Here is a 16,033-nt window from a genome sequence, read left to right on the forward strand (position 1 = left end):
GTTGTTACTGGCCGTATTGAAACCGGTGTTGTTAATGTTGGTGAAGAGATTGAAATTGTTGGTATCCGTGATACCACCAAGACCATTTGTACCGGTGTTGAGATGTTCCGTAAATTGTTGGATTCCGGTGAAGCCGGTGATAACGTAGGTATCTTGTTACGTGGTACTAAGCGTGATGATGTTGAACGTGGTCAAGTATTGGCAAAACCAGGCAGCATTACCCCGCATACTAAATTTGAAGCTGAAGTCTATGTTTTGAGCAAAGACGAAGGTGGTCGTCATACACCATTCTTTAAAGGCTACCGTCCACAGTTTTACTTCCGTACCACGGATGTGACCGGTGCTTGTGAATTACCAGAAGGCGTAGAAATGGTTATGCCTGGTGATAACGTTAAGATGGTTGTAGAGTTGATTGCGCCGATTGCGATGGATGAAGGTTTACGCTTCGCCATTCGTGAAGGTGGCCGTACCGTAGGTGCGGGTGTTGTGGCTAAAATTATTGAATAATTGCCACAATTAAAATACGCAAAAGCCGACACCTTTGGTGTTGGCTTTTGGTGTCTTTATGAGAATACAGGCCAGTAGCTCAATTGGCAGAGCAGCGGTCTCCAAAACCGCAGGTTGGGGGTTCGATTCCCTCCTGGCCTGCCATCATTATTTGATGGCAAGATTGGATGTAATTGTAATATGAGTAATGTTGAGTCATCGCAAAATGCCGGTGAAAAACTGAGATGGTGGCTGGCCATTGGCGTAATGATAGCCGGTGTCGCAGCTAATTTGTATTTTGTAGATACCTATCCAACAATTATCCGTGTCCTTATGGTTGTCGCGGGTGTGTTAGTCGGTGGGTTTTTGGGCTATACAACTCCAAAAGGCAAGGAATTCGCTCGCTTTGTTCGTAATGCGAATATTGAGCGTCAAAAGATTGTTTGGCCTACAAAAAATGAAACCATTCAGTCAACCATCATCGTGATTGTCATGGTGATTGTAATCAGTTTCTTTTTATTCATGCTGGATACAATTTTTAGTAATTTAGTCGATTACTTCTTCGGAAGATAATCGCTCAGGAGTTTTTCATGTCACACAAATGGTATGTGGTTCACGCCTATTCCGGTTATGAGCAACAAGTATGCCGGTCACTGCAGGAACGTATTGATCGTTTTGAAATGCAGGACAGTTTCGGCGAAGTTTTGGTGCCGAAAGAAACCGTTGTGGAGATGAAAAAAGGCCAAAAAAGGAAATCGGAACGAAAATTTTTCCCCGGTTACGTTTTGGTGCAAATGGAAATGAATGATGAAACGTGGCATTTGGTTAAAAGTGTACCAAAGGTGCTGGGTTTTATCGGTGGTACCGCTGAAAATCCTGCGCCCATTACTGAACGTGAAGCCAACGCCATTTTACAACGTATTCAAGAAGGTGAAAATAAACCGCAACCAAAAACCATGTACGATGCAGGTGAAGTGGTGCGGGTCATTGATGGTCCATTTGCTGATTTTGATGGTGAAGTGGAAGAAGTCAATTATGAAAAAAGTCGTCTGCGTGTAGCAGTCTCTATTTTTGGTCGCTCAACACCAGTTGAACTTGAGTTCAGCCAAGTTGAGAAGATGTAAGTTTTTTTAATGAATTAATGGGGAGCTTATTACAAGCGTTTGCACCCGGAGAGAATTATGGCAAAGAAAGTACAATCGTACATTAAATTACAAGTGCCTGCAGGTCAGGCCAATCCAAGTCCACCCGTTGGTCCTGCATTAGGTCAGCATGGTGTCAATATTATGGAGTTCTGTAAGGCATTTAACGCTAAAACAGGTGATGTTGAGCAAGGTTTGCCGGTGCCTGTTGTGATTACTGTTTACAATGACCGCAGCTTTACTTTTATTACTAAAACGCCACCAGCTGCTGTGTTGTTACGTAAATCTGCCGGTGTGCCTAAAGGTAGTGGTGAGCCGAACAAGAATAAAGTAGCGAAAATCAACCGTGCGCAGTTGGAAGAAATTGCGAAAATGAAAGAGCCTGATTTGACAGCTGCTAATATGGATGCGGCGGTTCGTACCATTGCCGGTACAGCACGTAGTATGGGTATTGATACTGAGGGAGTGAAATAATGTCACAAGGTAAACGAATTCGTAACATTAAAAAATTAGCTGATCCGGTCAAAAAGTACGACATAGAAGAAGCCTTGGCATTTCTTCAGGAACACTCTTCTAAGAATTTTGACGAGTCCATTGATATTGCCATACAGTTAGGTATTGATCCGAAGAAATCTGACCAAGCTGTTCGTGGTGCCACCGTTATGCCAAATGGAACAGGTAAAACGGTTAAAGTGGCTGTGTTTGCACAAGGCGAAAAAGCCGAGGAAGCGAAAGCTGCCGGTGCTGATGTGGTGGGTTTTGAAGACCTGGCTGAAGAAGTTAAAAAAGGAAATTATGATTTTGACGTGGTTATTGCTTCTCCGGATGCGATGCGTATCGTTGGTCAATTAGGTACCATCTTAGGTCCTAAAGGTTTAATGCCTAACCCTAAAGTTGGTACTGTAACGCCTGATGTGGCGACAGCTGTTAAAAATAACAAAGCAGGTCAAGCCATGTACCGCATTGATAAGGCAGGCATTATTCACACGGTCGTGGGTAAGGCTTCTTTTAGCAATGCTGACTTGATTGAAAATATTAAAGCCTTATTGAGTGATTTGTCTAAAAAGAAACCACCGCAATCTAAAGGCCGATTTATTCGTAAAATCAGCGTTTCATCAACCATGGGCGCCGGTTTGCAAGTGGATTCAAATTCATTGAATCTATAAAAGAATTTGAGGGTTGTCGCGCTCAATTGTGCGGCAGTCATCAAAGACCGTAGGTGATTGGTTTTTTAAATCTTAATGTCCTACGCAGATGGTGTCCTCGCACAGAATATTGTGAGTCACCAAAATGGTTTCACCTTTGTTTTTGAAGGTGAATTTAAGTACTGCAGCATCAGCTGCATGAGCCTCTGGAGGTTATCATGGCGCTCACATTAGAGCAGAAAAAAGCTGTAGTCAGTGAAATTGCTAAAGTGGCTGAAATCGCTCACTCTTTAGTGGCAGCGGAATATCGTGGTTCATCAGTTGATCTGATGACGGCGATGCGTGCCGATGCCAGAAAGACGGGTGTTTACTTAAAAGTTGTTAAAAATACTTTGGTAAAACGGGCTGTTAAAAATACTGAATATGAATGTATTTCTGACGCCTTAGTGGGTCCTTTGTTGTACGCCTTTAGCCAGGAAGATCCTGGTTGTGCAGCGCGTTTAATCAAAGACCACGCCAAAGAAAATGACAAACTTGAAGTTAAATTTTTAGCCGTTGGTGGCAAGCTTTTGGCAGCCAGTGAATTATCACGATTGGCATCATTACCAACCAAAGACCAAGCAATAGCTATGTTGATGGGCGTAATGAAAGCACCAATCGAGAAATTTGCTCGTACGCTGAAAGAACCACATGCGAAACTGACACGTACAATTGCAGCAATCAAAGATCAAAAAGCTGCTTAACTAAATTAGATTTTGGAGAATTAAAATGGCCGTATCAAAAGATGATATCTTAGAAACAATTTCAGCAATGTCCGTTATGGAAGTTGTTGAGTTAATCGAAGCAATGGAAGAAAAATTCAATGTATCAGCCGCTGCTGCTGTTGCTGCTGCTCCGGCTGCTGCCGGTGGTGAAGCTGAAGCTGCCGCTGAACAAACTGAATTTGATGTAATCTTAAGTAGCTTTGGTGACAAGAAAGTTGGTGTTATTAAAGCCGTTCGCGGTATCACCGGCTTAGGCTTAAAAGAAGCTAAAGAATTGGTTGAAAGCGCACCGGCACCTGTTAAAGAAGGTGTTGACAAAGCCGAAGCCGAAGATGTTAAGAAACAGCTTGAAGAGGCGGGTGCTTCTGTTGAGTTGAAATAATTACGCGACGTAATTAAAAGAAATCTAAAGGCTGGCATATGATGCCGGCCTTTAGTCGCTTGGAAAATACCTGTTTTTTTTAGGTTAATTGAGCAAGTGTCATAGAGTTTAAATTGAGACGGCTTTTGGCTGTTTCGCATGGTGAAGGTGATTAAAGCGATGGGTTATACATTTACTGAGAAAAAAAGAATCAGAAAGGATTTCAGTAGTACGTCTGCAGTGTTAGATGTCCCTTACTTACTGGATACACAAATCAAATCATACAATGGCTTTTTGGGTGAGAATGATCGAGGTCTTAATGGATTAAATGACGCCTTGAATTCAATTTTTCCGATTGAAAGCTATTCAGGATTTGCCAAATTAGAATATGTTAGTGTCGCTGTTGAAGACCCTGAATTTGACGTGCTGGAGTGTAAATTACGCGGCATGACTTATGCAGCTTCTATTCGTGCGGTCATCCAATTGGTGATTTACGACAAGGATAAAAGCACTAAGAAAAAGAAAAAAGTTAAATACGTTGAAGAGCAAAGTGTCTATTTGGGTGATTTGCCGTTAATGACAGACACCGGTACCTTTGTAATCAATGGTACGGAACGGGTGATCGTTAACCAATTGCATCGCTCGCCAGGTGTGTTCTTTGATCACGATAAAGGCAAAACCCATTCCTCGGGTAAGATTTTATACTCAGCACGTGTGATTCCTTATCGCGGTTCTTGGTTGGATATGGAGTTTGATGCCAAAGACAGCGTTTTTGTTCGTATTGATCGTCGCCGTAAATTACCGGCTTCCATTCTTTTGCGCGCATTGGGCTTTAACAGTGAACAAATTCTACAGCAGTTTTTTGAGATTATTCCCATCACGCTCAATAAAACCAATGCCAAAATGAAACTGGTGCCTGAGTATATTAAAGGCGATACCTTCGCGTTTGATATTAAGGACGGTAAAGACGTGATTGTTGAAGCCGGCCGACGCATTACCGCTCGACATGAGCGAAAGTTAAAAAATTCAGGCTTAACCTCGTTAACCCTGGAAGATTCTTACCTGGTTGAAAAAATACTTGCGAAAAACATCATCGATAAGGAAACCGGTGAAATTTTATATCCAGCCAATACAGAAATTACTGAAGATGTATTAGAGAAATTAAGAGATGCCGGTGTTAAAACCATTGATATTTTATTAATCAATGATTTGGATCGTGGCCCTTATATGTCTAATACACTGAACATCGATCCGACCACCACCCCTGAAGAGGCTTTAATCGAGATTTATCGCATGATGCGACCCGGTGAGCCGCCTACGGAAGAAGCCGCTCGTTCGCTGTTCGAAGGTTTATTCTTTACACCTGAGCGCTATGATTTGTCGGCTGTTGGTCGCATGAAATTCAATATGCGTTTAGGTCGAGAAGAGGCTGAAGGTGAAGGTACCTTGAGCAGTGAAGACATCGTTGACGTAATGCGAGAATTGGTTAATATTCGCAATGGTAAAGGTCATGTGGATGACATTGACCATTTGGGTAACCGTCGTGTGCGTTCTGTTGGTGAGATGGCTGAAAATGTTTTCCGCATCGGTTTGGTGCGGGTGCAACGTGCTGTTAAGGAGCGATTGACGGTGGCCGAGTCTGAAGGTTTAACACCACAAGATTTAATCAATGCCAAGCCCATATCTGCTTCCATTAAAGAGTTTTTCGGTTCTAACCAATTATCTCAATTCATGGATCAGAATAATCCGTTGTCTGAGATTACCCATAAACGACGTGTGTCTGCCTTAGGCCCAGGTGGTTTGACCCGCGAGCGTGCCGGTTTTGAGGTGCGTGATGTTCATCCAACTCATTATGGACGGTTGTGTCCCATTGAAACGCCTGAGGGTCCAAACATTGGTTTGATTAACTCTTTGGCTGTGTATGCCAGAACCAATGATTACGGATTTTTGGAAACCCCTTACCGTAAGGTTAAAAATGGTAAAGTGACTGATGAAATTGTCTATTTATCAGCCATCCAGGATTCTGATAATCCAATTGCCCAAAACAGTGCAAAACTGAACAAAGACGGTTCATTTGCTGACGAGTTTGTTTTGTGTCGTCATAAAGGCGAAGTGGTGTTGAAACAGGCTGAAGAAATTAACTACATGGACGTCTCAGAGAAACAAATTGTTTCTGTGGCAGCGGCCTTGATTCCATTCTTGGAACATGATGATGCCAACCGTGCATTGATGGGTTCTAACATGCAACGCCAAGCCGTACCGACTTTACGGGCTCAAAAACCCTTGGTAGGTACCGGCATGGAACGTACGGTGTCTCGTGATTCCGGAGTAACTGTGATTGCTAAGCGTGGTGGTGTGGTCGAAATGGCTGACGCTTCTCGTATTGTGGTGCGTGTTGATGCGGAAGAGACTGAAGACAAAGATCCGGGTGTTGATATTTATAATCTGATTAAATATATGCGCTCAAATCAAAACACCTGCGTTAACCAGCGTCCGATTGTTAAAGTCGGTGATGTCATTGATGCCGGTGATACCTTGGCTGATGGCCCGTCCACCGATTTGGGTGAATTGGCACTGGGTCAAAACATGAAAGTGGCCTTTATGCCTTGGAATGGCTATAACTTCGAAGATTCCATTCTGATTTCTGAGCGGGTTGTTAAACAAGACCGCCTGACCACCATTCATATTGAAGAGCTCACTTGTATTGCCCGTGACACAAAACTGGGTCCTGAAGAGATTACCTCTGATATTCCAAACATCAGTGAACATGCCCTGACCAAACTGGATGATTCGGGTATTGTGTACGTTGGTGCAGAAGTTAATGCCGGTGACATATTGGTGGGTAAAGTAACGCCTAAAGGCGAAACCCAGCTAACGCCTGAAGAAAAACTATTGCGTGCGATTTTTGGTGAAAAAGCCTTGGATGTGAAGGATTCGTCCTTGCGTGTTAAATCCGGCATGAACGGTACCGTTATTGATGTTCAGGTTTATACCCGAGAAGGCATTGAAAAAGGCTCCCGTGCAGAACGCATTGAGCAAGAAGAAATCGAGAAGGTGCGCAAAGATATGGATGATCAATTCCGTATTATGCGCACGGTGATTCACCAACGTATTAGAGAGATGTTGGTTGGTGCAGAAGTGGTTAAAGCGCCAGGTGTTAAAAAAGGTGCGGTTCTTGATGAAGCGTATTTTGATGAATTGCAGCTGGATCAATGGTTTGATATCAAGCCCAAAGATAATCACTTGGCTGAACAAATGGATCGCTTTGCGGACCAAATTAAAGAACAGCGAAAAATCTTTGATAAACGCTTTGATGAGAAAAAATCCAAAATTGTTCGTGGCGATGATTTAGCCCCGGGTGTTTTGAAAATGGTTAAGGTTTATCTTGCCGTTAAACGTCGCATTCAACCCGGTGACAAAATGGCCGGTCGTCACGGTAACAAAGGTGTGATTTCAATGATTGTGCCTGAAGAAGATATGCCGTTTGATGCAGATGGCCGGCCGGTGGATATTTGTTTAAATCCATTGGGCGTTCCTTCGCGGATGAATATTGGGCAGATTTTGGAGGTGCATTTAGGGCTGGCGGCACGTGGTTTAGGGTATCAAATCACGCAAATGCTGGAAGAAAATGCCACCATGGCTAAGCTCAAAGACTTCTTAACCGAGATTTACAATGTGGATGAAGAAGGCAAAGTAAGTTTCAGTGGTTTTAACAAAGAAGAGATGCTGGAATTAGCCCACAACCTGAAAGAAGGTGTGCCCATGGCAACACCGGTTTTTGATGGCGCCAAAGAAGAACACATTCGTAAATTGTTAAAAATTGCAGGTTTGCCGGAAGACGGCCAAACCATCTTGTTTGATGGTCGAACCGGTAAACAGTTTGATCGACCGGTGACGGTTGGTTATATGTATATGCTGAAATTAAATCACTTAATTGATGACAAAATGCATGCCCGATCCACAGGTCCTTACTCACTGGTCACTCAGCAACCTTTGGGTGGTAAAGCCCAATTTGGTGGTCAGCGATTTGGTGAGATGGAAGTATGGGCTTTAGAAGCCTATGGTGCAGCGTATACCTTACAAGAGATGTTAACGGTTAAATCTGACGATGTTCAAGGTCGTAATCAGACATACAAAAACATCGTTGATGGTAACCACAAAAATGTTTCAGGTGTGCCTGAATCCTTTAACGTATTGGTCAAGGAAGTCAGAGCCCTTGGTCTAAATATGGAATTGGAAAACGAATAAAGCCAGGAGAAACTGATGAAAGATTTAATTAAATTATTTAATCCAAAAAAAGAAATACAGGACTTTAATGCCATTAAAGTTTCTCTGGCGCCACCGGAACTGATTCGGTCGTGGTCTTATGGTGAGGTCAAAAAACCTGAAACCATTAACTACCGAACCTTTAAACCAGAACGGGACGGATTATTCTGTTCGGCTGTGTTTGGTCCGGTAAAGGATTACGAATGCCAATGCGGTAAATATAAGCGCATGAAACACCGTGGTGTGGTCTGTGAGAAATGTGGTACCGAGGTCACCTTGGCCAAAGTTCGACGTGAGCGCATGGGTCATATTGAGTTGGCCAGTCCGGTTGCACACATTTGGTTTTTGAAATCATTACCATCCCGAATCGGATTAATGTTGGATATGACATTACGAGAAATCGAACGTATTTTATACTTCGAGTCTTTTGTGGTGACAGATCCGGGCATGACCGAGCTTGAAAAAGGTCAACTGTTAACAGACGAGCAATATGGCGAAGCCATTGAAAATTACGGTGATGAATTTAAAGCCTTAATGGGTGCTGAAGCGGTTTATGAATTGTTGTCAGAAATTGATATCAATGCAGAATTAATCAAACTTCATGAAGACATTAATTCCACAAAGTCTGCCACAAAGATTAAGCGGTTATCGAAGCGAATTGGCTTATATGATGCGTTTAATAAGTCCGGCAATAAGCCTGAGCACATGATTCTAACTGTGTTGCCAATTTTACCGCCAGATTTACGGCCTTTGGTGCCTTTAGACGGTGGTCGGTTTGCGACATCTGATTTGAATGATTTGTATCGACGTGTGATTAACCGTAATAATCGTTTGAAACGATTATTGGAATTACATGCGCCGGATATTATTGTCCGTAATGAAAAGCGTATGTTACAAGAATCTGTGGATGCGCTGTTGGATAATGGTCGACGTGGTCGTGCCGTTACCGGTAGTAACCGTCGTCCATTAAAATCTCTGGCTGATATGATTAAAGGGAAACAAGGTCGTTTCCGTCAGAACCTTCTGGGTAAACGTGTCGACTATTCGGGTCGTTCCGTGATTGTGGTTGGTCCAACTTTACGATTGCACCAGTGTGGTCTGCCTAAGAAAATGGCCCTTGAGCTATTCAAGCCGTTCATTTTAGGCCGATTATTGAAAGACGGTTTTGTGTCAACCATTAAAGCCGCTAAACGTGCCATTGAAGCTGAAGCCCCTGAAGTATGGGATATATTGGATTTTGTTATTCGTGAGCATCCGATTCTTTTGAACCGGGCACCAACATTACATAGATTAGGTATTCAAGCATTTGAACCTGTTCTGATTGAAGGTAAAGCCATTCAGTTACATCCGCTGGTTTGTACCGCGTTTAATGCTGACTTCGACGGTGACCAGATGGCGGTTCATGTGCCATTATCAATTGAGGCGCAGTTAGAAGCGCGTGTTTTGATGATGTCCACCAATAATATATTATCGCCGGCTTCCGGTGAGCCGATTATTGTGCCATCACAAGATGTGGTATTGGGCTTATATTATATGACACGCTCGCTGGTCAATCAGCGCGGTGAGGACATGATATTCTCTGATATGGGAGAAGTTAATCGGGCTTACCAAAACGGGCATGTTTCATTACAAGCCAATATTAAGGTGCGTTTAAACACCACCAATGATGAAGGTGTTGAAAGTATAGGTTTAATTGAAACCACTGTTGGGCGTGCTATTTTGGCTGATATTCTGCCTAAGGGTTTGAGCTTTTCTTATATTAACCAAACGCTTAATAAAAAAGCCATTTCTGCTTTATTAAACGCCTGTTACCGTCAGTTAGGCACCAAGGCCACGGTCATATTTGCTGACCAGTTAATGTACACCGGATTCAGATACTCAACCATTGCCGGGATTTCAATTGGTGTCACCGATTTGATTATTCCTGACGCTAAAAAAGGTATTCTGGAAGCGGCTGATAAGGAAGTATTAAAAATTCAAGAGCAATACACTTCAGGTCTTGTCACTGCAGGTGAGCGTTACAACAAAGTTGTTGATATTTGGTCTAAAGCCAATGAAGAAGTGGCGGCTGCAATGATGGAAGTCATTGGTAAAGAAGAAGTCAAAACCAAAGACGGCAAGGTTGTGGAGCAAGACTCCATGAACTCGGTCTTTATCATGGCTGACTCCGGCGCCCGTGGTTCTCAGGCGCAAATGCGACAGTTGTCCGGTATGCGTGGATTGATGGCAAAACCCGATGGTTCGATTATTGAATCGCCCATTAAAGCCAACTTTCGTGAGGGCTTGGATGTGATGCAGTACTTCTCCTCAACCCATGGTGCGCGTAAAGGTTTGGCGGATACCGCACTGAAAACTGCAAACTCAGGTTACTTAACCAGACGACTGGTTGATGTCGCCCAAGACGTGGTTATCACTGAAGTGGATTGTGGCACATTACAAGGTTTTGATTTATCGCCTATTGTTGATGGCGGTGAGGTCATTGAAACCTTAGCAGAACGTGTGTTAGGTCGTGTGGTGGCCGAAGATGTTCTTAACCACAAAGATAAAGTGGTGATTGAAGCCGGCACCATGATAGGTGAAGAGCTGGTTGACCTGATTGAAGAAGAAGGTCTGGATAAAATCAAGGTTCGTTCACCGATTACCTGTGAAACCGGATTTGGTATCTGTGCGCAATGTTATGGTCGTGATTTGTCTCGCGGTCACCGTGTTAATAACGGTGAGGCTGTGGGTGTTATGGCGGCACAAAGTATTGGTGAGCCGGGTACTCAGTTGACGATGCGTACCTTCCACATTGGTGGTGCAGCAACAAAAGCAACGGCATCTGACAGCGTGGAAGTTAATTCATCAGGTACCATTCGCATGCATAACATTAAATATGTGACCAATGCAGAGAAAAAACTGGTGGCCATTTCTCGATCCGGTGAAATTTCAGTTATAGATAAATCCGGTAAAGAGAAAGAGCGTTATAAAGTACCTTACGGTGCGGTAATTCACGTTAAAGATAAAGCCAAGGTAAAAGCCGGTGATATCATTATTAACTGGGATCCGCATACACATCCGATTGTTTCGGAAGTGGCTGGTCAAGTGGTGCTCAGTGATTTTAAAGAAGGCATTACCGTTGAGGAAAAACTTGATGAGTTGACCGGTCTAACCAGCTTTATTATCACCGATCCAAAACAGCGCGGACAAGCAGGTAAAGACCTTCGCCCGATGGTTCGTATTGAAGATAAAAAAGGTAAACCGGTTATTATTCCCGGCACCGATGTACCGGCGCAATATTTATTGCCACCCGGTGCGGTTATTAATATCCGTAATGGACAAGAAGTGTCAGTGGGTGATTTCTTGGCGAGAATCCCGCAAGCGTCATCGAAAACCCGTGATATTACCGGTGGTTTGCCACGGGTTGCTGACTTGTTTGAAGCGCGTAAACCAAAAGATCCTGCGATTCAGGCAGAAGCCAGTGGTGTGGTCAGTTTTGGTAAAGACACCAAGGGTAAAAACCGACTGGTCATTAGTCAAGCCAATGGTGAGAAAAACGAAACATTGATTCCTAAGTGGCGTCAAATCATTGTGTTTGAAGGTGAGCATGTTGAAAAAGGTGACATTGTCGTTGAAGGTGAACCTAATCCGCATGACATTTTGAGATTACAAGGTGTTGCTGCCTTAGCGGCTTATTTGGTCAACGAGATTCAAGATGTTTATCGCCTGCAAGGTGTGAAAATTAACGATAAGCACATTGAATGTATCATTCGTCAAATGTTGCGCAAAGTTGAGATTGTTGAGCCAGGTGATACAGATTATCTGCAAACCACCCAGCTTTCTTATAAGGAAGTTATGGCCACCAACCGCGAAATATTGAAAAATGATGGTATTCCGGCTGAATTTGAGATGTTGTTATTGGGGATTACCAAGGCATCATTGGCCACTGAATCGTTTATTTCTGCGGCTTCTTTCCAGGAAACCACGCGGGTGTTAACAGAAGCCTCTGTGAAAGGCACTCGAGATACTTTGCGCGGTTTGAAAGAAAACGTGATTGTGGGTCGATTGATTCCTGCCGGTACCGGTTTGGGTTATCACCTAAAACAAACACAAACCAAAGAAGCTGAATTGCAGTCAGAATTGCAAGCCATGGTTGATGAAGCAGAAGCAGATGTTAAAAATGAGACTGAAGCTGCTTTGTTAGATGAATTGCGAAAGGCTGCGGACGAACAATCTGAGCAATCAGGTAACGATTAATTGTTCATTATTCAGTGATGAGCAGAGTCCTTTGAAAAAATAGATTCTGTTCTTGACTATTGAGGGGTAAATAACTAAAATCCCCGTTCTTTGAATCGACAGGCTGGTTTTTAATCGGCCTGTCGTTTATTTTCTATAAGGTAAATTTTGCATATGGCAACAGTAAATCAATTGGTTCGTAAACCAAGAAAAGACAACATTGAAAAAACAAATGTGCCCGCGTTAGAAGGCTGTCCTCAGAAACGAGGTGTCTGTGCGCGTGTATATACCACAACGCCGAAAAAACCAAACTCGGCTTTACGTAAAGTGGCGCGTGTCAGATTAACTAATGGCTATGAAGTAACTTGCTACATTGGCGGTGAAGGACATAATTTGCAAGAACACTCTATCGTATTGATACGTGGTGGTCGTGTGAAGGACTTACCCGGTGTGCGTTACCACATAGTACGTGGTGCTTTGGACACAGCGGGTGTGAGTGCGCGTCGCCAAGGTCGGTCTAAATACGGCGCTAAACGCCCTAAATAATCAGTAGGTGGATATAACATGTCAAGAAAGAAAACAAATTATAAACGTGAAGTGTTGCCTGATCCAAAACACGGTAGTGAGTTGATCAGTAAATACATCAACATGGTTATGAAAAGTGGTAAAAAAGCAGTTGCTGAAAGCATTGTTTATGGTGCCATGGAGCAAGTGGCTGCGAAAGAGAAGGGCGATGTTGTGGAAGTGACGCAGCGTGCTTTGGAGAAAGTTAAGCCAATGGTCGAGGTTAAGTCTCGTCGTGTTGGTGGTGCTACTTATCAAGTGCCTGTAGAAGTGCGGCCAAGTCGACAAATGGCATTGGCTATGCGTTGGATGATTGATGCAGCCCGTAAACGTGGTGAAGCCAATATGCCATCTAAATTGGCCGGTGAAATGCTGGATGCTTTACAGGATCGTGGCGCTGCCATGAAACGCCGTGAAGAAGTGCATAAAATGGCCGAAGCCAACAAAGCCTTCGCGCATTATCGTTGGTAAACTTTTTAGGAATAGGATATTGAAGTGGGTCGAGATACACCGATTACAAAGTACCGTAATATCGGCATTATGGCCCACATTGATGCGGGAAAAACAACCACCACTGAACGGATTCTTTTTTACACCGGTATCTCGCATAAATTAGGTGAAACCCATGACGGCAATGCTGTTATGGATTGGATGGAACAGGAGCAAGAGCGTGGTATAACCATTACCTCTGCTGCAACCACTTGTTTTTGGCAGGGCATGGATGGTCAGTTCGATAAACATCGAATTAATATCATTGATACACCTGGACATGTTGATTTCACCATTGAGGTGGAGCGCTCGTTACGGGTTTTAGATGGTGCGGTTGCCGTGTTTTGTGCGGTTGGCGGTGTTGAGCCGCAGTCTGAAACAGTTTGGCGACAAGCCGATAAGTACCATGTGCCACGGTTAGCCTTCGTTAACAAGATGGACCGTACCGGCGCTGACTTTGAGCGTGTTGTTAAGCAAATTAAGGACAGATTAGGTGCCAGGGCGGTGCCGATACAATGGCCGATTGGCGCTGAGGAAGATTTTGAAGGCGTTGTTGATTTAATCAGGATGCGGGCCATTTATTGGAATGACAGTGACATGGGTGTCACTTTTGAATTGAAAGACATCCCTTCGGAATTGCAGGATGTTTGTGAAGAAGCGCGTGAGCTGGTATTGGAAGCCGCCGCCGAAGCCAATGAGGGCTTAATGGATAAGTACCTCGAAACTGGCGAGTTAAGCTACGATGAGATTATCTCTGGATTGCGAAAAGGAACCATTAATAACGAAATTGTTTGCTGTATGTGTGGCTCGGCCTTTAAGAATAAAGGTGTTCAAGCCATGTTGGACAAGGTTGTTGAGATTATGCCGGCGCCCACAGATGTGCCAGCAATTGCCGGGGTTTTGCCAGATGGTGAAGTCGGTGAACGCCATCCAACTGACGAAGATCCTTTTGCGGCTTTGGCATTTAAAATAGCCACAGATCCATTTGTGGGTAATTTGGTTTTCTTTCGTGTATATTCGGGTGTTTTGAAGTCAGGAGACACTGTCTATAACCCGATAAAAGACCGCAAAGATCGTATTGGTCGTTTGTTGCAAATGCACGCCAATAGCCGTGAAGAGGTACAAGAAGTGCGAGCCGGTGACATTGTTGCTGCTGTTGGCATGAAAGATGTTGGCACAGGTGAAACCTTGTGTGATGTGAACGAAATCATCACCTTGGAGCGTATGGAGTTTCCTGAGCCGGTTATCGCGGTGGCAGTGGAGCCAAAAACCACCGGTGACCAAGAAAAAATGGCAACGGCTTTAAGTAAACTGGCCCTTGAAGATCCATCTTTTAAAGTGGCGACTGATGAAGAATCAGGACAAACCATTATCTCTGGTATGGGTGAGTTGCACTTAGAGATTATTGTTGACCGCTTATTAAGAGAATTTAAAGTGGCGGCCAATGTGGGTAATCCACAAGTGGCTTATCGCGAAACAGTGACAAAAGTTGTTGAACAAGAGGGTAAGTTTGTGAAACAATCCGGCGGTCGCGGACAATACGGCCATGTAAAAATTAAAATTGAACCCATGGAACAGGGTTTTGGTTATGAGTTTGTTAACGAAATAACCGGTGGTGTGATTCCTAAGGAGTACATCGCGCCGGTGGACAAAGGCATACAAGAACAAATGGCCAATGGCGTATTGGCCGGTTATCCGGTGGTTGATTGCCGAGTAACACTTTACGACGGTTCGTTTCATGAGGTTGACTCTAATGAAATGGCCTTTAAGGTTGCAGGCTCCATGGCATTTCGCCAAGGTGCTAAAGCAGCGGGTCCGGTATTGCTTGAACCCATTATGCGGGTTGAGGTAGCCACACCGGAAGAATATATGGGTGATGTGGTTGGTGATGTCAATCGCCGTCGCGGTGCTTTAGATGGCATCGATGATTCGCCTACCGGGAAAGTGATTAAATGTCACATTCCCTTAGCGGAAATGTTTGGTTATGCCACATCTCTGCGCTCAGCGACACAAGGTCGCGCCAGTTATTCGATGGAGTTTGATTATTACGATCAGGCGCCGGCTGAAGTACTGGCAGAAAAAACAGGATATTAATAAATTTGAGAGATTGACGATGTCAAAAGAAAAATTTGAACGCAATAAGCCCCATGTGAACGTGGGCACAATCGGTCACGTTGACCATGGTAAAACGACTTTGACTGCAGCGATCACAAAAGTTGCTGCTGAAAAGATGGGTGGTGATTTTAGAGATTACAACCAAATTGATAACGCGCCAGAAGAAAAAGAGCGTGGTATCACGATTTCGACTTCTCACGTAGAATACGAAACAGACAATCGTCACTATGCGCACGTTGACTGTCCGGGCCATGCTGACTATGTTAAAAACATGATTACAGGTGCGGCGCAAATGGATGGTGCCATTTTAGTGGTATCAGCCGCTGATGGTCCAATGCCACAAACCCGTGAGCATATCCTGTTGGCACGTCAGGTTGGCGTACCTTATATTGTTGTGTTCTTAAACAAATGTGACCAAGTTGATGACGAAGAGTTGTTAGAGTTGGTTGAGATGGAAGTTCGTGAGTTATTGAATGACTATGAGTT

At 43.8% G+C, this 16,033-nt stretch carries 13 protein-coding genes and 1 tRNA gene; all 14 read left to right on the top strand.

The window, feature by feature from the left end; all coding sequences use genetic code 11:
* On the top strand, nucleotides 1-507 hold a 507-nt coding region (locus tag OS173_RS12895; RefSeq protein ID WP_267184703.1), incomplete at its 5' end, for an EF-Tu C-terminal domain-related protein.
* 68 nt (nucleotides 508-575) lie between these two features.
* A tRNA-Trp gene (locus OS173_RS12900) sits at nucleotides 576-651 on the top strand.
* Between the two features lie 36 nt (nucleotides 652-687).
* Nucleotides 688-1,059 carry a preprotein translocase subunit SecE gene (secE, locus tag OS173_RS12905; RefSeq protein WP_267184704.1) on the top strand — a complete coding sequence of 124 codons (372 nt, stop codon included), beginning with the start codon at nucleotides 688-690 and terminating at the stop codon, nucleotides 1,057-1,059.
* A 17-nt stretch (nucleotides 1,060-1,076) separates the two neighbouring features.
* On the top strand, nucleotides 1,077-1,610 hold the full coding sequence (gene nusG, locus OS173_RS12910; RefSeq protein ID WP_267184705.1) for a transcription termination/antitermination protein NusG: 534 nt from the start codon (nucleotides 1,077-1,079) through the stop codon (nucleotides 1,608-1,610).
* A gap of 57 nt (nucleotides 1,611-1,667) precedes the next feature.
* Nucleotides 1,668-2,102: a 50S ribosomal protein L11 gene (gene rplK, locus OS173_RS12915; RefSeq protein WP_267184706.1), complete on the top strand. Its 435-nt coding sequence runs from the start codon at nucleotides 1,668-1,670 to the stop codon at nucleotides 2,100-2,102.
* Nucleotides 2,102-2,794, top strand: coding sequence for a 50S ribosomal protein L1 (rplA, locus tag OS173_RS12920; RefSeq protein WP_267184707.1), 693 nt, complete (start codon nucleotides 2,102-2,104; stop codon nucleotides 2,792-2,794). The genes rplK and rplA overlap by 1 nt, the downstream gene beginning before the upstream one ends.
* A 197-nt stretch (nucleotides 2,795-2,991) precedes the next feature.
* Nucleotides 2,992-3,516 (top strand): 50S ribosomal protein L10, encoded by a 525-nt coding sequence (gene rplJ, locus OS173_RS12925; RefSeq protein ID WP_267184708.1) that lies wholly within the window; start codon nucleotides 2,992-2,994, stop codon nucleotides 3,514-3,516.
* Between the two features lie 25 nt (nucleotides 3,517-3,541).
* The gene (gene rplL, locus OS173_RS12930) at nucleotides 3,542-3,919 is read left to right on the top strand and encodes a 50S ribosomal protein L7/L12 (protein ID WP_267184709.1); all 378 of its coding nucleotides are present in this window, start codon (nucleotides 3,542-3,544) and stop codon (nucleotides 3,917-3,919) included.
* 159 nt (nucleotides 3,920-4,078) lie between these two features.
* Nucleotides 4,079-8,146 carry a DNA-directed RNA polymerase subunit beta gene (rpoB, locus tag OS173_RS12935; protein WP_267184710.1) on the top strand — a complete coding sequence of 1,356 codons (4,068 nt, stop codon included), beginning with the start codon at nucleotides 4,079-4,081 and terminating at the stop codon, nucleotides 8,144-8,146.
* A gap of 15 nt (nucleotides 8,147-8,161) precedes the next feature.
* On the top strand, nucleotides 8,162-12,400 hold the full coding sequence (gene rpoC / locus OS173_RS12940; protein ID WP_267184711.1) for a DNA-directed RNA polymerase subunit beta': 4,239 nt from the start codon (nucleotides 8,162-8,164) through the stop codon (nucleotides 12,398-12,400).
* Nucleotides 12,401-12,553: 153 nt separating this feature from the next.
* Nucleotides 12,554-12,925, top strand: coding sequence for a 30S ribosomal protein S12 (rpsL, locus tag OS173_RS12945; RefSeq protein ID WP_267184712.1), 372 nt, complete (start codon nucleotides 12,554-12,556; stop codon nucleotides 12,923-12,925).
* 18 nt (nucleotides 12,926-12,943) lie between these two features.
* On the top strand, nucleotides 12,944-13,414 hold the full coding sequence (gene rpsG / locus OS173_RS12950) for a 30S ribosomal protein S7 (protein WP_267184713.1): 471 nt from the start codon (nucleotides 12,944-12,946) through the stop codon (nucleotides 13,412-13,414).
* 24 nt (nucleotides 13,415-13,438) lie between these two features.
* Complete coding sequence (fusA, locus tag OS173_RS12955) at nucleotides 13,439-15,526, top strand: elongation factor G (protein WP_267184714.1); 2,088 nt, start codon at nucleotides 13,439-13,441, stop codon at nucleotides 15,524-15,526.
* A 19-nt stretch (nucleotides 15,527-15,545) separates the two neighbouring features.
* Nucleotides 15,546-16,033, top strand: a 488-nt coding sequence (locus OS173_RS12960; protein ID WP_267184715.1) for a GTP-binding protein, incomplete at its 3' end; no start/stop codon positions are given.

The sequence above is a fragment of the Marinicella gelatinilytica genome, assembly GCF_026410405.1.
GTDB classification, from domain to species: Bacteria; Pseudomonadota; Gammaproteobacteria; order Xanthomonadales; family Marinicellaceae; genus Marinicella; species Marinicella gelatinilytica.